The organism is Sulfurospirillum tamanense, assembly GCF_016937535.1.
Classification (GTDB): Bacteria; Campylobacterota; Campylobacteria; order Campylobacterales; family Campylobacteraceae; genus Sulfurospirillum_B; species Sulfurospirillum_B tamanense.
Map to the genome: position 1 here is coordinate 134,220 of NZ_JAFHKK010000001.1, position 19,734 is coordinate 153,953.

The window sequence follows — 19,734 nt, forward strand, 5'->3', positions numbered from 1 at the left end:
CTTATGAAACGTATTTTTATTGTCTTACTGGGCTTAAGCCTTAGTCTTTTTGCTGCGATTGAAAAAGAGCAAATAGCGCCCATTATGAAACACAAAATCCAATCTGTCACAGACTTACTCCAACAAGAAAACATTAGCAAAAGTATACTTTCTGGTCAAATTTTTGAGGAATTTGACCCTGTTTTTGACTTTGACCTCATGGCAAGATTGAGCCTAGGAACAGCACAGTGGCGCGTTTTAAGTGGGGCGGAACAAAAAGAATTCACCTACCACTTTGTCGCTAGGCTTAAACGCTCTTTTATTGAAAAACTTGAGCTTTATTCTAATGAAGTGGCTGTCATTAAGGATGCCAAAGATGTGGTGGTTGGCTCTAGTACGCGGGTGTTTTTACTAACAGAACTCATCAGCAAAGAGGCCAATTACCAAGTAGATTACAAATTCTACGATGCCAAAGGGCGAGGATGGCTGATTTATGATGTGGATATTTTAGGTGTAAGCATTGTGCAAACGTACCGATCTCAATTTGAAGGGTTTTTAAAAGACAATCCATTTGAAGCTTTAATCGGATGGCTACAAGAGGATTTGGAACCCTAAATGCTCCTTCGCCTTTTTCGCGCAATCATTACATACCCTTTTATAAGTGTTGTACTTGTCACTTTGTGCGTGGGATTTTTAGGCATATATACGTCACACCTCCAAATAGACGCCTCTTCCAAAACCTTGATGCTAGAAGATGACGAAGACTTACTCTTTACCAACGCCGTAGGTGAACGCTATGGAGGAGGCGATTTTCTTGTTATTGCATTTAAACCTCACGAGGATCTTCTCGCACCCCAAACACTAAACGCACTGAAAAACCTCTCCGATGAGCTCTCTGCCCTAAACCGCATTGCATCAGTGGTCTCTATTTTAAACGTTCCTTTACTTCAAAGCCCTGTGTTGCCCGTGCGCGAATTGGTGAAGAGAATCCCAACCCTAGAAGACGAGCGGGTGGATTATGCTCTTGCAAAAGAAGAGTTTCTTCATAGTCCTCTTTACAAAGACAACCTTGTCAGTGCTGATTTTACCACCACAGCACTGCTTCTTAATCTCACTCCCGATTTGCGTTACACCCAGCTAGAAAAACATAAAAAAGCCCTAGAAGCCCTTGAGCATCCAACATCTGTCCAACGTCAAGAGCTTAAACAGACACTACAGAACATTAAATTTCATCGAGACGCCCAACGGGAAATCGAACACCAAAGCATCAAACAAATTCGTGCCATCATGGAAGATTATGCGCCCTATGGAAGTTTGTTTTTGGGCGGGGTCAATATGATTGCTGATGACCTTATTACCTACGTTAAACACGATGTTCTCTTTTATGGAGTGAGTCTACTGCTTCTCCTTAGCCTAACACTGTGGGCCATTTTCCGTCAACTACGATTCGTGGCGCTTCCTTTGCTCATCTGCTTGTATTCAGTATTAGCCAGCACGGGAATATTGGGCTATTTTGGCTGGGAAGTGACGGTCATTTCGTCTAATTTTATCTCCCTACAACTCATCATTACGGTTTCTATTGTGCTGCATTTAGTGGTGCGCTACCGCGAACTTGCCTTACGCTACACCAAAACCTCCCAGCAGCGCCTTGTTTTTGTCACCCTCGCCTCCAAGGCAACGCCTTCGTTTTTTGCGATCATCACTACTATTGCAGGGTTTGGTTCACTCATTTTTTCCAACATCAGGCCCATTATCACTCTAGGATGGATGATGAGCGTGAGCATTGGAACGTCTTTAGTGATTGCGTTTGTTCTTTTTGGAGCCATTCTTGCCCTCTTGCCCAAAAAACGTCCCGTGAGCACCTTTGAGACCCGCTTTGCGCTCACCCATTGGTGTGCCAATCTTGTTAAAACCCGAGGTAATGCTATTTTGCTTTTAAGTGGGTTTATTTTTCTTTTGGGCGTTTCGGGCGCCAGTAGGCTCGAGGTTGAAAACAGTTTTATTAACTACTTTAAATCTAGTACTGAGATTTACAAAGGCATGGAAATTATCGACCAAAAGCTCGGTGGCACCACACCCTTGGACGTACTCATCACTTTTACTCAAAAAGAAGAACTAGAGATTGAAGCGCTGGATGATTTTGAAGCAGAATTTGCTCAAAAGCAAAGCAAAGAAGAGTACTGGTTTAGCGCGCGAAAAATGCAAATTGTTGAACGTATCCATACTTACCTTGACGCGCAACCTGAGATTGGTAGTGTCCAATCCCTTGGCACACTGCTATCCGTTGGAAAAATTCTAAACGAAGGAAAGCAGTTAGATAGCTTTCAATTGGCGCTTCTTTACAATGAACTTCCTCCTCGTTTTCGCGGACTTATCCTAGACCCATACCTAAGCATCGAGCACAATCAAGTGCGTTTTTCCACACGCGTCATAGATTCTCAAGAGGGTTTGCGACGCGACGCACTTTTGGCGCGCATCAACCACGACATTGACGCTCTACTAGAAGACGACACCGCCACCCACCGTCTTTCTGGACTTATGGTGCTCTACAACAATATGCTCCAAAGCCTCTACGAATCTCAGATTACAACATTGGGCTTTGTAGCATTGGTGCTTCTTGGTATGTTTTGGCTTTTGTTTGGCTCTTTAAAGGTGGCGCTTATCGCCATTGTTTCCAACATCATCCCCATGAGCATTGTGTTTGGCCTTATGGGCTGGGCTGGGCTACCCCTTGACATGATGACCATTACCATTGCTGCTATTAGCATTGGGATTGGCGTGGATGACACCATCCACTACTTGCACCGTTTCCGCGAGGAACTTGCCCACGACTGGAACTACGAAGCGGCGATGGAGCGTTCCCATCAAAGCATTGGGTATGCGATGTATTACACTTCTTTTGCTATCATTCTAGGCTTTTCTATCTTGGTGGTTTCTAATTTCATTCCTACTATTTATTTTGGTCTTTTGACCGTTCTTGTGATGGCAATGGTACTTCTTGGTGCCTTGTTGCTCTTGCCCCGCTTACTCATCGTTTTTCGCCCTTGGGGAACACAACCTTACATGTAAACATAAAAAACTTCGGTGATGCGAAAATTTCTTCGTCAATTCAATTCTTTTTTTAACGTCTTTTTAATTTTACTTCTTCTACAATTCATCCCCAAAGAGCAATTTATAGGCCTAAGTTTTAGGTAAACATCAGTCGTTGCCCTGCCACTACTGCTTCTGTTACCCTCCTCTTGTTCTTATTTTTTCGTCACTTACCCCAAGGAGCAGTTATGTTAAAGCGATTTCTTCTCACCCTTTGTTTGGGCCTTTTTACCCTCTCCTCCCCCTTGCTTGCCAAAGCCCCTGAGCGCCTCATCATCACGGCTATTCCTGATGATAGCGCGGAAAATATGCGTGAATTTTTTGGGCTCATTGCCAGACACATTCAAGCCAGTACGGGCATTCCCACGGAGTATGTACATGTAGAAAACTACGCGGCTACGGTAACGGCGTTAGCTACTGGCAGGGCACATTTAGCGTGGTTTGGCGCGGTCACCACGGCCCAAGCGTACATGATGATGGGCGATGAGCTTGAGGTGGTCGCCGCACGTGACATAGACAAAGGGTTTATCAGTTACTTTGTGGCTAATGCGGACTCGGGTATTGCCCCCGTCAAAGACCTCAAAGAACTCGCTCAGCTGGCCAAAGGCAAAAACTGGAACTTTACCTTCGGAAGCAAAAGCAGCACCTCTAGCCACCTCATGCCCCGCAGTTTTTTTGCCGACCAAAGCGGCCAACGTCCTGAGCAGGTCTTTCGCACCGTTGCGTACAGCGGAAGCCACGATGTGGTGGTACAAAAAGTGGCCAACGGTGAATTTCACATCGGCGCTCTTGGCCAACCGCCCTATGAGCGCGCTAGCGATGCCATCAAGGCCAAAGCCCCCATCATCTACACCACGCCCAAATTTACCAACTACTGCTTTGCCACCAAAAAAAGCTTAGGGCGTGACACCATCGATGCCATCCACGCCGCCCTTTTAAGCCTACACGCATCCGAAGAAGGGAGAAAAGCCCTAGGGTATCTCAAGTCTCAAGGCTTTGTGGACGCGAACATAAGCGAATGGATGAGCTACGTGGAGCTTTTAAAATCAGGCGTGGATATTGGAAAGTAACCCCGTTTTTACCCTCGAAAAGGCAAGCAAGTCCTTCGGGAACAACTTCGCCCTTCAGGGGCTTTCCTTGACCATCCACCACGGCGAAAGAGTGGCCATCATCGGCCCCTCGGGTGCGGGAAAAACCACCCTCTTTCGCCTCCTTTGCGGGGTCTTACATCCCGATAGTGGCACGGTAAACCTTTTTAACCATGACACCAAAACCCTCGGCACAAGCACCCTTCGTCGTTTGCGCAAAGAGGTGGGCGTGCTTTACCAATCCGACAACCTCATCCCCCAACTGCGCGTAGTGCACAATGTCCTCATGGGAAACCTTGGGCGCTGGGCGCTGCCCAAAGCCTTGTGGTCGCTCTTGTGGCCCCAAGAGCTTTCCTGCGCCCGTGAAGCGCTCAGACAAGTGGAACTTGAAGAGAAGCTTTGGGCCATGCCAACAGAACTCTCCGGCGGCCAACAACAGCGCGTCGCCCTCGCCCGCTTGCTCGTACAACGCCCCAAAGTGGTCTTGGCCGATGAGCCTGTGAGTCAACTGGACGTGCGTCTTGGCAGGGAAATCATCCAATTGCTCTCTCGCATGGCCCAAGAACAAGGCAACACCCTTTTGGTAAACCTGCACACCTTGGAACTTTTAGAAGGGCATTTTGAGCGGGTTATCGCCCTTAAAGAGGGGAGCGTGTTTTGGGAAGGCAAACCTGACGCCTTAGATGAGCCCTTACTCAAAGCCCTTTATGGCAAAGAATACACGGGGCTTTATGCACACTAAACGTCCGTGGGGTGCGTGGGCGGCTATCGTTGTGGTGGCCGTTCTTTTAGTGGGGGCTTTGACCGCCGTCTCGTGGGACATCTCCGTTTTGCGCGATAGCGCCCAGCGCTCCATGGCTTTTGGACGCATGGGGGCGTGGCTTTTAGCGTTTGCCTCTCCTGAGCTTGACCAAGCGTTTTTACAACACTGCTGGGCGCTCACCCTCCAAACCCTTAGCGCAGCCCTTTTGGCAACCTTTTTGGCCATCATAGCGGCACTGGTGCTAGCCATGGGCTCTTCTAAGGCTGTAAGTGTTGGGCACGACAAACAAGGAGTGCTGGGACGGTGGGCAAGCCGCTTTACATGTAGCCTTAGTCGGCTTATCCAAGACGTGTTGCGTGGGGTGCCTGATTTTGTGTGGGCAGTGATTTTGGTGGCACTCATTGGCCTAGGGCCACTCACGGGCGCCTTGGCGTTAGCCCTTAGCATGACAGGGATTTTAGCCAAGGTTTACAGCGAATTGTGGGACTCGGTCGCGCCAAAGCGTTACGAGCAAGTGCGCATTTTAGGTTCAGGCAGGTTGGGCATTTTGGCCTATGGCATCATGCCCCTTGCCGCGCGCAGTGTGCAAAGCTTTACCCTCATGCGTGCAGAATGTGCCATCCGAAACGCTGCGGTCATCGGCGCCGTGGGCGGGGGCGGACTGGGGGCGGATATTTGGTATCAAATCCAATTTGGTGCATGGTCAAAGGTCACCACCTTACTCCTCTTTACTCTTGCCCTCACCCTTAGTGCGGACCTGCTAAGCAACCTCATTCGCCGTCAACTGCGCACCGACCCCAACCACCCTCGTGCAAAAAACGATGAACCATTGTGGCGGCAAATCGGGCGCAACTACCTTGCGGTGGGCATCATGGCCGTTGCGCTTGGGTGGTCACTGTGGTTCATGGGTTGGGGAAACAACGCCCCACCAGGCCAACAACCGCGCAATTTTCTCGCCCCCGCCACGGAACTTTTTTCTGGCCAAGCGTGGCAACATTTGAGCTTTTTTAAGCGAATGCTCTCTCCTGAGTTTGACCTCGCCGCCCTGGGGATTGGGGAAGAGCGTGTAGTGGAAGCCCGAAAAGAAGCAGGCAAAAGCGTGGAGCTGTTTGTCAAGCATAGCCCTTGGGAATTTTACAAAAAAGAGGCATGGCAAGGGTGGAACGCGGCGTTAAACAACTGGTTTGTGTGGAAAGTCATCACCTCTGCGGGCGTGCCCTTGGCGATGGCGATTGTGGGCACCTTGCTGGGAATGGGCGCGGCGGCACTGCTTAGCTACCCCCATTCCTTTTCGTTTATGTGGGAATCTTCCCAGTTTACGGGGGCCCGTTTGCCGTGGTGGGCAAACGTTCTGAGGCGTACCCAACTGGTGCTTGCAAGGCTCACAGGATTGGTGGCGCGGGGAGTGCCTGAGGTGATGTGGGCCTTTTTGTTCATCGCTTTTTTTGGGCCGGGCATCCTTGCAGGTGCCCTTGCCATCGCCTTGCATACCGCAGGCGTGTTGGTTCGGGTCTTTAGCGAAAGCATAGACAACATCCCCTACCGCCGGTTTGAGCAATCTTTTAGCGGGTCATTGCCTGTGTGTTTTGGGCTAGTCGCCGTGCCAGTAGCGTGGCGCGACTGGCTCACGTACAGCTTTTTTCAGTTTGAGTCTAACGTGCGTATGGCGGTGGTGCTTGGCATCGTGGGTGCGGGCGGGCTTGGATTTCAGTTTAGTTTTCACTTTGAGTGGTTTATGTTTGAAAAAGCGGCAACATACTTGCTCATGATTATCGCCTTGACGGTGGGCATCGACCGCCTCTCCCGCGCGCTGAACCTTTCGCGGGCAGGCTAAGGTATATTTTGGAAACATTATTTTACCAAAGTGTTTTTGTTGCCTTTTTTTAACATTCCTTTAACCCCAAATTCCTTACAATACCCCAAGAGCAACACGGCCTAAGTTTAGGTAAACATCAGTTGACGCTTCTGCCGCACCTGCCCTGTTAATCCCCCTCACAATCTTGCTCACCATCTTTACATGTAAAGGAAAACTCATGGGTGTTGAAGCACATAAACCCTTGTTGGAAAGTATCGGAGTTGACGTTGAACGTCATGCAAAAATGATGGGCATGGGCCTAGGCGCCTACCAAAACCTCTTCATGTCCCAAGAAAATCGCCCTAAAGGGATGGCGTATTTTGATTGGTTTGTGAGTGAGATTCAAGGGGAGCGCATCGCCGAAATTAACGCCTTGCGCGCGCAAAAAAAGCCCGCCGTGGGCACCTTTTGTATTTTCGTACCCGAAGAGATTGTCACGGGTGCTGGCGGGGCCTGTTACGGACTGTGCGGCGGTTCGGCAGCAACCATTGCAGACGCCGAAACGGAACTTCCTCGCAACATTTGCCCCCTCATCAAATCTGCCCATGGGTTTAAACTTCAGCGCACCTGTGCCTACACCCAATCTTCCGACTTCATCTACGGCGAAACCACCTGTGAAGCCAAGAAAAAAGGGTGGGAAATCCTCAACAAACACCACCCTGTGCATGTCATGAACATCCCCCACATGAAGCGCGACAAAGACTTGGCATTATGGCAAGAGGAGATTAAGGAGTTCAAAGAACACATCGAAGAAGTCACGGGCGAGCCGCTCTCTTTGGACGCCATGAAAGAAGGCGTACGTATCATCAACGCCAAACGTGCCGCTTTACAGCGCCTAGATGCCTTGCGCGGTATGCACCCAGACATCATGCCCATCAGCGGTAAAGACGCCTTATTTATCACCCAGATGGGCTTTTTGGATGACCCTAAACGCTACACCCAAAAGGTCAATACCTTGTGCGACGAACTAGAAGAACGCATAGCCCAAAAAACTTCCGTGTTTCCCGCCAACACCCCGCGCCTCATCGTCCTTGGCACGCCCTTTGCGCCGCCAAACTGGAAACTTCACCATGCCGTTGAAACCACTGGGGGCGTCATCATCAACGAAGAATCTTGCATCGGACACCGTTATTTTAAAGACAACGTAGACATCGACGGCGTGGAAAACGAAGAGGCGCTTTACAAAGCCCTCATGGAGCGCTACAGCAAGATTGACTGCGCCTGTTTCACCCCTAACGAAGGGCGCATCGAAAAGATTTTAAACATGGTTAAAGAGCGCCAAGCCGATGGGGTCATCTACTACACCCTCTCCTTTTGCCACACCTACAACGTCGAGTCTAAACTGGTCTTAGACGCCATGGAAGAAGCGGGCATCCCCGCCCTTGCCATCGAGTCAGACTATTCGCCAGAAGATGCAGGGCAAATCAAAACCCGCGTGGAAGCCTTTTTAGAAAGCATTGCTTTTAGCCAAAAAGCACGTGCATTTAAAGGCTTGTAAGTGTACTGGGGCGTGGATGTTGGCTCAACCTACACCAAAATCGTGGGCGTTAATAGCGCGGGAGAAGTATGCCACACCCACACGATTCCTACCATCATCAACCAAGATGACATCGTCAAGGAAACCCTCAAACCCTATCCTGTACGCATGCTCGTAGCCACAGGATACGGGCGTTATCTGCTTGAAAATGCCTTTGGATGCCCTGTCATTAGCGAAATCAAAGCCCACGCCAGAGGGGCTTACCACGCCTTTGCTCAAACCGACATGGTCATCGACCTAGGCGGCCAAGACAGCAAGGTCATCAAACTTGATGGGCGGGGCGGATTTGTAGATTTTAAGATGAACGACAAATGCGCGGCAGGAACGGGAAAGTTTCTTGAGATTGCCGCGGCACGCCTTGGGCTAGAGATGGATGTTTTTGCCCAAGCGGGGTTTGACGCGGACAAGGAACTAACCATCTCTAGCATGTGTGCGGTCTTTGCCGAGTCTGAACTCATCTCCCTTATCGCCCAAAAAGAGCGGGTAGAAAACATCTGCTATGGGGTGCATGATGCTATCGCTAACCGCCTTGCGAGCATGGCGCGACGCTTTGCCAGTACAAGCACGCACATCACCTTTAGCGGTGGTGGGGCACGCAACCCTTTTTTGGTGCATCTGCTAGGGAAATTTCTTGAAAAACCCCTTTACACCGCCCCGCACCCCCAACTCATGGGTGCATTAGGCGCGGCGCTGAGTGGTCTTAGTACAGCGCCCTAAGGTATGAAACCGCCGAACGCGCCCCTGGGGTGTTGTAGGCAATCCACTCGGCACGTTCACGCTCCATCTTGGTCTGCACAATACCTGCAAGTACCACATGGCACTGCACCGCGTGGACGTGCACATTGGAGCCGTAAATGTGTTTGTCTTGAAAAAGGCGGGTTTTGACGTCGCTTAAAATCGCTAGATTGCGGTATGTCGTGCAGTCGCCTTGGGTGGCTTTAGGGTGAAAATACGCAACCACTTCACGGATACCCTCGGTCTCATTGGCGATGCGCAACAAGCGTTCTTTGTGGGCCGCATCTTCGTACTCTCCAAGGAGGTACACCGTCCCATAAAAACTCTCCACCCCCACATAATAAATATCTGAAGTGTTCTCTTGAAGCAAGCGGGACTGGATAAAAAGCTTGATACGCTTGTCCGAAGCCATCGTCCACAGCGAACGGCGGTCAACGGTAATGGCGTAGGCATCATACACGCTTGTGCCGTGTAAAAATGTTGTTGGCGTTACACACCCACCCAACAACGCTCCTACCATCACAAGCCACCACCAACCTCTCACGTGCGCGCTCCTTTTTTGAGAAGTATTATACCAAGGGCTGTAAGGTTTTCTTTGTTTTTCTTGTGCTATAATTTCCCCTCTTCTTTATGGAGGGTATCTGACCCTGGTGGGCAGCACGGGCTTCAAACCCGATGTCTGGGCGGTTGACCGTTTGGAGGCAGGTTCGATTCCTGCACCTTCTCGCCATTACATACTCAATAAACTCCAATAGTGTCTAGAAATCCGCCAATCCAAGCTATACCTTAAATATTTCAGTCCAACTGAGCCCAATAAGACTTGTTAAAATCCAGAATTTCATGCTTCACGTTGTTAATGCTGCATTTTTTTGTTTGCCCTCCGCTCATGCCTCTGAGCTCTTCTTGTCCATTCCTAAAAAATATTGGGATGCTAGGCTAATTAATATTCGCTTCGATTCAAATTTGTAGAACAATATCTTTTACGTATAATATTTAAAATGAGCCAATGAATTGTCCGCAGGGTAATTTATTGGCTCCACTGATTTGTTATCTAGCTAGTTGATTTCTCTTAACATACTCAAACCTTTTTCTATCTCAACAATTAAATTTGTTTTCATACCTAACCAATCATGATTATATACCCCATCAATTTTCGGAGAACTTGACAATTCATGTTCATAAGTTAGTTGTACTTGCTGTTGTTTCGATTTTTTCATTAAAAATTTATCATCTAACATTTTTTGAGTTACTTTTATTCCAGAAGCTTCATTTTCTTCAATAAACGAGTAAAATTCATTTGTATCAGTGTAGTTTCTTTCCCAACCAGAACGTCCAATTATAAAAGCTGTTGCCAAAGATGCATACTCCTCTTTAGATAACGAGTTTATATAATTTTTCATCTCATTTGATGACACTTGTAATGTTTGAATATTATTAAAAATATTTTCTATCGGTTTCATTTTTTTCCTTTGTTGTAATATAGATAACAAGCGGGTGTTCAGCCCGCGCCACCGTTATCTCGGATGCGTAGCGTCCGAGATAACGTTTGAATTGAGCCAATAAATTTCCCGCAGGGTAATTTATTGGCTCCACTGATTTGTTATATTTATTTGATACAAGCGATAACAAATTTTACACCTAAAGAAGTGAGATTTAAGCTATCATAACCTTTATCAATGGTTGCACTTTCTCCTCCTATATTCATGTGACTCATTACTTTTACTTCTGAACAAACACAACGCACACGCATTAAATTATCTATAGAATCTTCGTAGTCATATTCTGATATCTTTAATACATTCATGATATTATTTTTAGAAAATGATATTCTTCTTGGTGATTCTTTTTGAATATTGTCTTGCCCAACTGCATTAACATACCCATCGAACATTGCATTTAAAATTTTTACATCTATAACTTCAAGTTGTTTGATAATATCAATAAATGCAGAGCGAACTTCACTTGAAGAGTTTTTCCCTTGTGCAGAAGACATTAATTTTGCCCAAAGGTCTTGTAGTAAATCATCTTCTTCTAAAGAAGCATTTTCAATAATTGGAATAGCAAGTTTTGGAGATACTGGAATTTCTTTTCCGTTAATACCTCGTTCGTGGTTTATTTTTTCTACTTGTTCTATTAAGCGAACTTGTCTTTCCCATCGCATAAATTTTAACTTATCTCCTAAAATACCTGCTGCAGTCTCAATCGGTTCTCCAAGAACCTTGGCAAAAAAACCTCCAACTTTTTCACTTACTTCTAAACCTTTATGAGCTGTTTTTGCTATTTCTTGTGTTGCTTTTGCTGTTTCAACAATTTCTTCATTCACAATTGTTCCTTAAAATATAACTATTTATTCAACAAACATTATATACAAAACGGTCTGATACGCCCGAATAAATGGACATAAAAAGTGTTGGTTTATTTGATAAAATATTTCACAATGCAATATTTTTACTAGTTTTTTATCAAATCCATTAAAATCTTTAAAATTTCAATGACCGTTTAAAAATATTTTTGGCGTTATTTGAACATGTTATCGTTTAATTGGTGGAAAAAAGTATTAAATGGCCATTGTGTCGTTTAATCTTTTCTCGCTGTTGTTTTTTGGACTTCACCGTAACGCACCACCCTCAAATCCCCTCTTTTTTCTCCACTGCTCGCACTACCAACCAGACGCGAAAGTCAAATTCCACTTGGTGATAAGAGGGCAAAAGATGGGCGCAAAACTGGTAAAAGGCTTTGTCGTGCTCTTTGGACTTAAAGTGCGCCAACTCGTGCACCACAATCATCTCCAAAAATGCTTCGGGCGCGTGTTTAAACACTGAAGCGATGTACACCTCGTTTTTGGCTTTGAGCTTTCCCCCTTGGACGCGCGAAACAAAACGGTGGATGCCTAGAGCGTTTTTCACCACGTCGATTTTGGTGTCATAGACGACTTTACTTAAGGGTGGAAATTTTTTAAGATGCCGTTGTTTTAGCGCATTGACGTAGCCAAACAAGGCTTTGTCATCTTTCACGCTATGGTGCGTTGGGTACTTTCCCTGCACATACTCACCCAACGTGCCCGCTTCAAGGCGTTGGCGCACGCTTTCTTGAAGGTGAGAGGGATAATGCCCAAGAAAGCGCGATAAAAGAGCTTCCATCTTAAAACACTACCTCAAACACCGAGCCTTCGTTTTCTTTGGAGGCGATGTGCAGGGTAAAACCGTTGGTCTGGCAGATCGTGTTGACGATGTCTAGCCCGATGCCAAACCCGCCTTTGTCGCTATTGGCGCGTTTGTAGCGTTTGAGGATGTGGGGTAAGTCTTTGGGCGCGATGCCCACGCCCGTGTCGGAGATTGTGAACCCTTTGGGCGTAAGTGTTAGGGTGAGACTCCCGCCCACACGGTTGTATTTGATGGCGTTAGAGAGAAGATTGTCAACGAGTTTTACCATGCCTTCATGGTTTACATGTAAGGAAACGGGCGCTAAGTCGCTCTTGCAGTGGAGCTTTTTACTGGCGATAAAATCCCCAAAATAGTCTAACCGCTCTTCCACGAGTGCGCGCATATCGACGGTAGTTTTTTCTTCGTTGGTTTTGTCATGCAAGAGTAAGTAACTTAGGTTTCCATACAGCGTGGCGATGCGCCTTGCACTGAGTTCTAGCCGTTTGCGTTTTTTTTCCTCCACTTCGCCAAGGGAACGAATGCTCATCAAGATAGCCGTGATGGGCGTGTTAAGCTCATGGGTTGAGTCTTTGATGAAGCGGTCAAGATGGGCGATTTCTTCTTTGATAGGCTTTAAAAACAGCCGTGCAAGCACCACGCCAAGACCTGTGGCAAAGACAAGGCTAAGGCCAACCCAAAGGCCCATGCTCCGTTGCACAGCGCCCAGTAAACGGGCGATACCCTCCTCCTTGACCACCACATACCCCACCCCAAGATGCCCTCTAGCACTTTGGTCGAGGGCATAAAACGCATCTTCGTGAAAATAAAATTCCCGTGAAAAATCCACCGTTTCGGTAAAACTCCCCGCCAAAGGCGTGCTTTTGTCGCGGTACAATGCCAAGGAAAATCCCCCATCAAGAGCAAAACACTGCTCAAGCACCTCTTCCTCTAAACACGCAGGCAAAGCCGCTTCGCCCATCATGTGTGCCGTGACGATGTTGTGGGAAATGGACGCGGCCAAAGAGCGCATTTGTAAGGCGTGGTTTTCGTAAAGGTTGCGCACCTGCAAGGTGGTCGCCATCCACCCAAGCACGCCGATAAACACGTACATAGACCCTAGGTAAATGACCAAAAAACGCACCAAAGAGCGTTTTTCATAGGCACTTAAAGCGATACCCCACCCCTTTGATGTTTTCAATCATCCCTTCAAGCCCGTAACTGCGCAAGGTTTTGATATAACTGCGCACGGTGGCATGGGTGGGCACTTCTTCAAAACGCCACACCTGCTCAATAATCTCTTCAAACCGCACGATGCGCCCTTGGTTGGCGAGCAAATACTCCAGTAATTGCGCCTCTTTGTTGCGCAAAGGATGGGCCGCTTCAGGCCCGATGATGCACAAATTTTCAGGGTCGTAGACATGAAACGCCCCAAGATCTACCCGCAAAGAGTGGCCGATGGCATGAAGCTTTTGCGTCCGCTCAATGCGGCTTAACAACTCTTCCAAATCAAAAGGTTTTTTTAGATAATCCTCCGCTCCAAGGGCAAACCCTTTTTTCACTTCGCCAATCTGATTTAGTGACGTAATAAAGATAGTAGGGATTTTAATGTTGGCATCATTGAGGGTTTTTAGCAAAGAAAATCCGTCCAAAGAGGGCACGTTAATGTCTAAAAGCAAAATATCATAAGGGTGCGAAAACACCGCTTCTATGGCCTCTTTTCCATCGAAAAACGGCGTTACATGTAAGCCATGTTCCACCAAGAATTCTTCGATGATTTCGCTTAAAATCGGGTCATCTTCAAGGAGTAGTAGTTTCATGGGCGTATTATACACTGTGTAAAGCCTCGCCACTCCACAAATCTTGCACACACGGGTTTTATACTGCTTGCATCTTTTTCAAGGAGCAGTTATGAAACAATTTTTAGGACTTTTGCTTGTCTTTATGGTAGGCGCGAGTGGCCTTTGGGCTGATGCCTTTTCACGTACAGGAAACGCAGGGGCGCTAAGCGTCACCTACAGCAGTGCCAAGCCTCTTTCACGCGGCGACAACCTCGTGAACATCACCATCGTTGAGGGTTCCAAAACCATCACAGACGCCAAAGTGACTTTTGTCGCTTCCATGCCCGAAATGCCAGGCATGCACGCCATGGAAGAAAAAGCCGAAGCGGTACTTAAGGGCAATGCCTACGAAGCAAACATTTTTCTTTCCATGAATGGCACATGGCAAATCACCATTTACATCGAAACCGCCGATGGTAAAAAACAGCGCTTGCGCTCTAGCGTAAACCTCTAATGCAACGCGCGCTCTTTCTCCTCGTAGCCCTCACGGGCTACGCGTTGGCCCAAAGCTCGCTTGTCTCCTTGGCCTATGAACACAACTTTGAGCTCAAAACCCTCAAAGCCCAAAAAGCGGCCCTTGAAGAAGCGGTTGGTTTAAGCAAGATTTGGGACAATCCCACCCTCTCCGTGGGCGTCATGGATATCTTTTTAGACAAGCCGCTTACCCGTGACCAAGGGATGCAAAACGAATCCATCGCATTAACGCAAACCATCCCCACAGGTTCCAAGCGCGACCTCCAAGCCACCCTAGCCCGCGCCGACGTTGCCCTCAAACGGCTTGAAATTGATGAAAAAAAACGCCAACTTAGCCGTCAGATTGGCCTACTCGAACACGCCCTTTGGCGCGCGGAAGCGGACATGGACGCGGTGGAGGGTATCTTGGACATACTAGAAGCTTCCCAAGAAGCGCACCTTGGCTACAACCCCACCGCCTCGCACCTTTCCCCCGCCCACACCACGGCGATTTTTCAAAAAACCCTCTTGCTTCAAAAACGCACCCTAGCACAAGAAAAGGCTTCCCTAAAACACGAACTTCAAAGCCTCGTAAACGCTCCGTTGCCAAGCCTAACCCTGCCCGAGGGCCTGTTGCCCTACCCTTATGAGGACGAACACGCCCTTTTGGCCCAAAACCCACGCTTGCAACAAGCACACCTTAGAAGCCATCAACGCAACACGCAACTCTCTTTAGAAAAAGCGATGAAAACCCCCGACCTCATGCTAAAGCTGGGCTACAACCGCCGTGAAGGACGGGAAGATTACGCCTTTGTGGAGCTAGGTATGGCCTTGCCCTTGTATGGCAAAGAAACCTTGCGGGCACGCAAAGCAACCCTAGAACATGCCGCGAGCGAACATGCCGCGAGCACCTTGCACGAACAACTGCGTTTTGCCCTTGAAAACGCACTCCTTTCCAAGGCATTGCAGAGTGATAAAATCGCCTTAACAGAAGCCATCATCCGCGAGACAAACGCTTTGTATGCGCTCTATCAATCCACCGCTTTTTCCCAAAACGAATCCTTGCTTAGGCTCTATGAAACCCTCACCAAACGCCTTGAGGCACAGCTTGGGCTCAACCAAGCCACCTACGCTTACAACGCTTCGGTGCTCACCATCGCCTACCTTTTAGGAGCTTCTTTATGAAACACGTCCTCTTGTTATGCTTACTCTTTGCCCACGCCTTTGCCGCTTCGGTGCAAACCGTTCCCGTGACGCGCACCACCCAAGGGGCCACCAAAACCTTCTACGGCACCACCACGGCCAATGAGGCGTCGGTAAAAACGGTGGCCCTGCGGTACGATGCGTACGTGGAAGCCTTACATGTAAACCAAACTTTCTTACATGTACAAAAAGGCGACCTCTTAGCGCGCGTCTATTCTCCTGAGGTAACCACCGCTCAGGCCGAATACCTCCATGCTTTACGCCTCAACAACCCTGCCATGGTTGAGAGCATCGCTCAAAAACTCACCCTACTTGGACTAGATGCCGCCACTATTGCACGCCTCAAAACCCGAAAAACACCCTTTCCTACCGTCGATGTTTTTGCCCCTTATGCGGGTATTATCACCCAAAAAAACCTTACCGAAGGGGCGTTTGTTCCACGGGGTAGCCCGCTGTATGAAATCACCGACTACACCACCTTGTGGCTTCATGCTAATGTGTACGAACGGGACATCCCCTTTGCACTTTTGGCTCAAAAAGTGGAGGTTTTTTTCGACATGGACCCCACGCCCTACACCGCAACACTAGAGCGCATCATCCCACAAATCGACCCGCAAACCAAAAGCGTGCCTGTGCGAATTGTGGTCGAAAACCCCAAAGGCACCTTGTTTGAAAACGCCTTTGCACGCATCACCTTTAGCACTCCTGCGCGCACGTATCTTTCCCTGCCAAGCCGTGCGGTAATCACCAAAGGTGCGCAACATTTTGTCTTTGTCGCGAGTGAATACGAAGGCGAATACGACCCCCGCGCCATTGAAGCCCTACGCCTGAACAATGGCACGTTTGAAGTATTAAGCGGCCTTAAAGAGGGGGAAGAAGTGGTCGCTGAAGCCCTGTTTATGTTTGACAGCGATGTGCAAAACTTTGGAGGAAACGCCCCATGGTAGAACACATCATCGAAGGAAGCTTGCGCAATAAAGCCATGGTGTTACTCACCTTGCTTTTAGGTGTGATGCTTTCCGTGTGGGCCATGAAACACACCGCACTCGACGCGCTTCCTGATTTGACCCCACCCCAAGTGATTGTGAGCGTTGAATTCCCCGGCCAGTCCCCCAAAGTCATCGAAGACCAAGTGGTGTATGAGCTCACGAGCGCGCTCCTTTCCGTTCCCAAAAGCAGTACCGTGCGCGCCTTTACCTCCTTTGGAAACGCTTTGGTGTACGTAATCTTTGACGATGCGACGGATTTGTACTGGGCAAGAGACCGCGTGAGTGAGGTCATCGCTTCGGTGGCTAAAACCGTACCCCAAGAAGCCTCCATCCGTTTAGGCCCCGATGCGACGGGCATTGGCTGGGTGTTTGAATACGCCCTCACCTCCAACACAAAATCCTTGCAAGAGTTGCGCACCTTGCAAGATTATGTCTACCGCTACGCGTTGCTTGGCGTGGAAGGGGTGAGTGAGGTGGCAAGTGTGGGGGGTTTTGTTAAAACCTACGAAATCACCCTGCGCCAAGATGACCTTGTGCGTTACGACCTTGGCATTAGCCAAGTCAAAAACGCCATCGCCCAAAACAACCGTGACGTGGGCGGTGGCGTCCTCTTGGAAAATGGGTTTGAACACATGGTGCAAGCCAAAGGCTACGCCAAAAGTGCCGCAGATTTGCTCGCCATCCCTTTGGGTAGCCCAAAAGGCGTCCCCTTGACCCTAGGGGACATCGCAGACGTAACCCTTGTGCCTTCTTACCGTAGCGGTTTGGCGGAGCTTAACGGAGAAGGGGAAGTGGTCGGGGGTATCGTGGTGGTGCGGTATAAAGAAAACGCTTATAAGGTCATCCAAGCGGTCAAAGAACGCCTTGAAAGCTTACATGTAAACGATGTGGAAGTCATCACAACCTACGACCGAAGCGACCTTATCCTTAATGCCATCACTAATCTCCAAAACGTCCTTTTGGAGGAAAGCGTGGTGGTGTTTGCGGTGGTGATGCTCTTTTTGCTCCATGTGCGTAGCGCCCTAGTGGTGCTTATCATTTTACCGCTGACCATTGCGCTGACGTTTTTGCTCATGAAACTGTTTGGGATTGAATCCAACATCATGAGCCTTGGAGGCATCGCGATTGCCATTGGGGCGATGGTGGATGCGTGTGTGGTGATGATTGAAAACGTGCACAAAAAACTCGGCGGCAAAAAAGGCATCAGTGAGACTGAGCGCGTGGCGACCATCATCACCTCTTCCAAGCAGGTGGGGCGGCCTATCTTTTTTGCATTGCTCATCATCGTGGTGAGTTTTTTGCCCATCTTTTCCTTGGGCGGACAAGAAGGAGCGTTGTTTAAACCCCTTGCGTACACCAAAACCTTTGCCATGCTCATTGGGGCTATTTTGGCCATCACCTTTGTGCCTGTGCTCATGGTATTTTTCATCAAAGGCACTCTCCACAGGGAAGAAAAAAACCCCCTTAACCGCTTTTTCATCGCCGCTTATGGGGTGTTGTTAAAATTTTCCATGCGGTTTTGGTACCTCAGCATTGCCGTATTTGTGGGGCTACTCATCTTTGGCTACCACACTTACACCAAACAGCGTTGGGAATTTATGCCCCCACTACACGAGCAAGCCCTCATGTACATGCCCGTTACTTCGAGCGGGATTAGCATCGAAACAGCCAAGGCGTATGCCAAGCAAAGCAACGCCATCATTAAAAGCTTTCCTGAGGTGGAGAGTACCTTTGCTAAAGTGGGCCGCGCGGCGACGGCGACCGACCCCGCACCCCTTTCGATGATCGAAACCATCATCCAGTTTAAGCCTCAATCCCAGTGGCGCGAAGGGGTCACCTACGCCTCTTTACAAGAGGAGATGAACGCCAAATTGCAACTGCCGGGCCTAGTGAATTCGTGGACATTTCCCATTCGTGGACGCATCGACATGCTCATCACAGGAATGCGCACGCCTTTGGGCATCAAACTCTACGGGGACAACGACGAAGCTTTGGAAAAAAGCGCACAGGCTATCGCGACCGCCCTTGGCACCCACCAAGACACGCGCAGTGTTTTTGCCGACAAAAGCAACAGCGGGTATTACCTTGACATCTCCCTCAACCCCGAACCTTTGGCCCAGTATGGCATGGATAAAGAAGCGGTTTTAGAAGTCATCGCTGCTGCTGTGGGGGGCGCAAAAATCAGTACTTTTTTTGAAGGCATCGAACGCTACCCTATCACCTTGCGCCTTGAACTTGAACACCGAAGCGACCTTGAAGCCCTCAAAGCCCTCGCTATCAAAACCCCCTACGGGTTCCAACCCCTTGAAACCTTTGCCACCTTGGCACACACCTTAAGTCCTGGGATGATGAAAACCGAAATGGGCAAAAAAGTCACCTACGTGTACATCACCCTAAACGAAGGGACGTCGTCTAAAACCTACAAGGAAGAAGCCTCAGCGCTGTTGGCCAATGTGCCCCTTCCTACGGGATTTTACACAGAATGGGCAGGGGAGAGCGAATACCTAGAAGGGGCGATGGAACGGCTAAAGTTTATTATCCCCTTGGCGCTTTTGCTCACCTTTGTGCTTATTTTCTTGGGGCTTCGCTCCCTTGGGCAAGCGGTCTTGGTGTTTTTAACCCTGCCCTTTGCGGTGGTGGGCGGGTTTATTTACATGGATTATCTCAACTTCAACCTCTCCATCGCCACTATTGCGGGCTTTTTGGCGCTCATTGGGATTGCAGTTGAAACGGCGATTGTGATGATTATCTACCTCAACGAAGCGGTGGCAACCCTTAAGGTGCGCACCAAGGAAACCTTGCGCCAAGCGGTGTTTGAGGGGGCGGTTTTGCGGGTTCGGCCCAAACTTATGACCGTACTTTCGACCCTTTTGGGCCTTTTGCCCATCATGTGGGCGCAAGGGGCGGGCAGTGAAGTGATGCAACGCATCGCTGCGCCGATGATTGGGGGATTGGTCAGTTCGGCGATTTTAACGCTGTTTATCATCCCCGTGGTGTATTACAAACTCCAAAAAGAAGACCAATAGTCCTTTACATGTAAAGCTTTTTTCTTTACATGTAA

General features: G+C 48.6%; 18 protein-coding genes and 1 tRNA gene. 12 read left to right on the forward strand and 7 right to left on the reverse strand.

Features of this window, described 5'->3' with window-relative positions; all coding sequences use genetic code 11:
* The first annotated feature begins 3 nt into the window (after window positions 1-3).
* From JWV37_RS00780 to JWV37_RS00800, 5 genes are all read left to right on the forward strand, one after another.
* Window positions 4-594, forward strand: a complete 591-nt coding sequence (locus JWV37_RS00780) for an MlaC/ttg2D family ABC transporter substrate-binding protein (protein WP_205457735.1) — start codon at window positions 4-6, stop codon at window positions 592-594.
* Window positions 595-3,048 (forward strand): efflux RND transporter permease subunit, encoded by a 2,454-nt coding sequence (locus JWV37_RS00785; protein ID WP_205457736.1) that lies wholly within the window; start codon window positions 595-597, stop codon window positions 3,046-3,048.
* A 209-nt stretch (window positions 3,049-3,257) separates the two neighbouring features.
* The gene (gene phnD, locus JWV37_RS00790) at window positions 3,258-4,139 is read left to right on the forward strand and encodes a phosphate/phosphite/phosphonate ABC transporter substrate-binding protein (RefSeq protein ID WP_205457737.1); all 882 of its coding nucleotides are present in this window, start codon (window positions 3,258-3,260) and stop codon (window positions 4,137-4,139) included.
* Window positions 4,129-4,899, forward strand: a complete 771-nt coding sequence (locus tag JWV37_RS00795) for a phosphonate ABC transporter ATP-binding protein (protein ID WP_205457738.1) — start codon at window positions 4,129-4,131, stop codon at window positions 4,897-4,899. Before phnD ends, JWV37_RS00795 begins: the two co-directional genes overlap by 11 nt.
* Window positions 4,889-6,754, forward strand: a complete 1,866-nt coding sequence (locus JWV37_RS00800) for a PhnE/PtxC family ABC transporter permease (RefSeq protein ID WP_205457739.1) — start codon at window positions 4,889-4,891, stop codon at window positions 6,752-6,754. The genes JWV37_RS00795 and JWV37_RS00800 overlap by 11 nt, the downstream gene beginning before the upstream one ends.
* A 75-nt stretch (window positions 6,755-6,829) precedes the next feature.
* On the opposite strand, the gene JWV37_RS12765 is transcribed toward JWV37_RS00800, so the two are convergent.
* Window positions 6,830-6,955: a hypothetical protein gene (locus JWV37_RS12765; protein ID WP_275898322.1), complete on the reverse strand. Its 126-nt coding sequence runs from the start codon at window positions 6,953-6,955 to the stop codon at window positions 6,830-6,832.
* Between JWV37_RS12765 and JWV37_RS00805 the strand changes: the two genes are divergently transcribed.
* Together JWV37_RS00805 and JWV37_RS00810 are read left to right on the forward strand one after the other, a co-directional pair.
* Window positions 6,954-8,273: a double-cubane-cluster-containing anaerobic reductase gene (locus JWV37_RS00805; RefSeq protein ID WP_205457740.1), complete on the forward strand. Its 1,320-nt coding sequence runs from the start codon at window positions 6,954-6,956 to the stop codon at window positions 8,271-8,273. The two genes, JWV37_RS12765 and JWV37_RS00805, sit on opposite strands and share 2 nt — an antisense overlap.
* Window positions 8,274-9,029: an acyl-CoA dehydratase activase gene (locus JWV37_RS00810; RefSeq protein ID WP_205457741.1), complete on the forward strand. Its 756-nt coding sequence runs from the start codon at window positions 8,274-8,276 to the stop codon at window positions 9,027-9,029.
* Here JWV37_RS00810 and JWV37_RS00815 read toward each other — a convergent pair.
* A complete protein-coding gene (locus tag JWV37_RS00815) occupies window positions 9,013-9,591 on the reverse strand; it encodes a BON domain-containing protein (RefSeq protein WP_205457742.1) in 579 nt (192 codons plus the stop codon). The two genes, JWV37_RS00810 and JWV37_RS00815, sit on opposite strands and share 17 nt — an antisense overlap.
* 88 nt (window positions 9,592-9,679) lie before the next feature.
* Here JWV37_RS00815 and JWV37_RS00820 point away from each other — a divergent pair.
* Window positions 9,680-9,777: transfer RNA gene (locus JWV37_RS00820), tRNA-Sec, on the forward strand.
* Window positions 9,778-10,102: 325 nt separating this feature from the next.
* Here the strand turns inward: JWV37_RS00820 and JWV37_RS00825 are convergent.
* The 5 genes from JWV37_RS00825 to JWV37_RS00845 all read right to left on the reverse strand — a co-directional run bounded on the left by JWV37_RS00825 (window position 10,103) and on the right by JWV37_RS00845 (window position 14,007).
* Complete coding sequence (locus tag JWV37_RS00825) at window positions 10,103-10,507, reverse strand: hypothetical protein (RefSeq protein WP_205457743.1); 405 nt, start codon at window positions 10,505-10,507, stop codon at window positions 10,103-10,105.
* Window positions 10,508-10,653: 146 nt separating this feature from the next.
* On the reverse strand, window positions 10,654-11,370 hold the full coding sequence (locus tag JWV37_RS00830) for an Abi-alpha family protein (protein WP_205457744.1): 717 nt from the start codon (window positions 11,368-11,370) through the stop codon (window positions 10,654-10,656).
* Between the two features lie 304 nt (window positions 11,371-11,674).
* Window positions 11,675-12,187, reverse strand: a complete 513-nt coding sequence (locus tag JWV37_RS00835; protein WP_205457745.1) for a YgjP-like metallopeptidase domain-containing protein — start codon at window positions 12,185-12,187, stop codon at window positions 11,675-11,677.
* Between the two features lies 1 nt (window position 12,188).
* Entirely contained in the window at window positions 12,189-13,388 is a 1,200-nt protein-coding gene (locus tag JWV37_RS00840) for a sensor histidine kinase (RefSeq protein WP_205457746.1), read from the reverse strand.
* A complete protein-coding gene (locus JWV37_RS00845) occupies window positions 13,345-14,007 on the reverse strand; it encodes a response regulator transcription factor (RefSeq protein ID WP_205457747.1) in 663 nt (220 codons plus the stop codon). Before JWV37_RS00845 ends, JWV37_RS00840 begins: the two co-directional genes overlap by 44 nt.
* Before the next feature lie 91 nt (window positions 14,008-14,098).
* Between JWV37_RS00845 and JWV37_RS00850 the strand changes: the two genes are divergently transcribed.
* From JWV37_RS00850 to JWV37_RS00865, 4 genes are read left to right on the forward strand one after another with little or no spacing between them, the layout of a single operon-like run.
* Window positions 14,099-14,482, forward strand: a complete 384-nt coding sequence (locus JWV37_RS00850; protein WP_205457748.1) for a FixH family protein — start codon at window positions 14,099-14,101, stop codon at window positions 14,480-14,482.
* Window positions 14,482-15,666: a TolC family protein gene (locus JWV37_RS00855; RefSeq protein ID WP_205457749.1), complete on the forward strand. Its 1,185-nt coding sequence runs from the start codon at window positions 14,482-14,484 to the stop codon at window positions 15,664-15,666. Before JWV37_RS00850 ends, JWV37_RS00855 begins: the two co-directional genes overlap by 1 nt.
* Window positions 15,663-16,631 (forward strand): efflux RND transporter periplasmic adaptor subunit, encoded by a 969-nt coding sequence (locus tag JWV37_RS00860; protein ID WP_205457750.1) that lies wholly within the window; start codon window positions 15,663-15,665, stop codon window positions 16,629-16,631. Before JWV37_RS00855 ends, JWV37_RS00860 begins: the two co-directional genes overlap by 4 nt.
* Window positions 16,625-19,699 (forward strand): efflux RND transporter permease subunit, encoded by a 3,075-nt coding sequence (locus tag JWV37_RS00865; RefSeq protein ID WP_205457751.1) that lies wholly within the window; start codon window positions 16,625-16,627, stop codon window positions 19,697-19,699. The genes JWV37_RS00860 and JWV37_RS00865 overlap by 7 nt, the downstream gene beginning before the upstream one ends.
* Window positions 19,700-19,734: the final 35 nt, after the last annotated feature.

Bases quoted from the DNA above. Each gene is read 5' to 3' on its own strand.
- phnD (WP_205457737.1), top strand. From the start codon at position 3,258: ATGTTAAAGCGATTTCTTCTCACCCTTTGTTTGGGCCTTTTTACCCTC.
- JWV37_RS00780 (WP_205457735.1), top strand. From the start codon at position 4: ATGAAACGTATTTTTATTGTCTTACTGGGCTTAAGCCTTAGTCTTTTT.
- JWV37_RS00845 (WP_205457747.1), bottom strand. From the start codon at position 14,007: ATGAAACTACTACTCCTTGAAGATGACCCGATTTTAAGCGAAATCATC.
- JWV37_RS00785 (WP_205457736.1), top strand. From the start codon at position 595: ATGCTCCTTCGCCTTTTTCGCGCAATCATTACATACCCTTTTATAAGT.
- JWV37_RS00825 (WP_205457743.1), bottom strand. From the start codon at position 10,507: ATGAAACCGATAGAAAATATTTTTAATAATATTCAAACATTACAAGTG.
- JWV37_RS00835 (WP_205457745.1), bottom strand. From the start codon at position 12,187: ATGGAAGCTCTTTTATCGCGCTTTCTTGGGCATTATCCCTCTCACCTT.
- JWV37_RS00800 (WP_205457739.1), top strand. From the start codon at position 4,889: ATGCACACTAAACGTCCGTGGGGTGCGTGGGCGGCTATCGTTGTGGTG.
- JWV37_RS00860 (WP_205457750.1), top strand. From the start codon at position 15,663: ATGAAACACGTCCTCTTGTTATGCTTACTCTTTGCCCACGCCTTTGCC.
- JWV37_RS00855 (WP_205457749.1), top strand. From the start codon at position 14,482: ATGCAACGCGCGCTCTTTCTCCTCGTAGCCCTCACGGGCTACGCGTTG.
- JWV37_RS00850 (WP_205457748.1), top strand. From the start codon at position 14,099: ATGAAACAATTTTTAGGACTTTTGCTTGTCTTTATGGTAGGCGCGAGT.
- JWV37_RS00865 (WP_205457751.1), top strand. From the start codon at position 16,625: ATGGTAGAACACATCATCGAAGGAAGCTTGCGCAATAAAGCCATGGTG.
- JWV37_RS12765 (WP_275898322.1), bottom strand. From the start codon at position 6,955: ATGAGTTTTCCTTTACATGTAAAGATGGTGAGCAAGATTGTGAGGGGG.
- JWV37_RS00805 (WP_205457740.1), top strand. From the start codon at position 6,954: ATGGGTGTTGAAGCACATAAACCCTTGTTGGAAAGTATCGGAGTTGAC.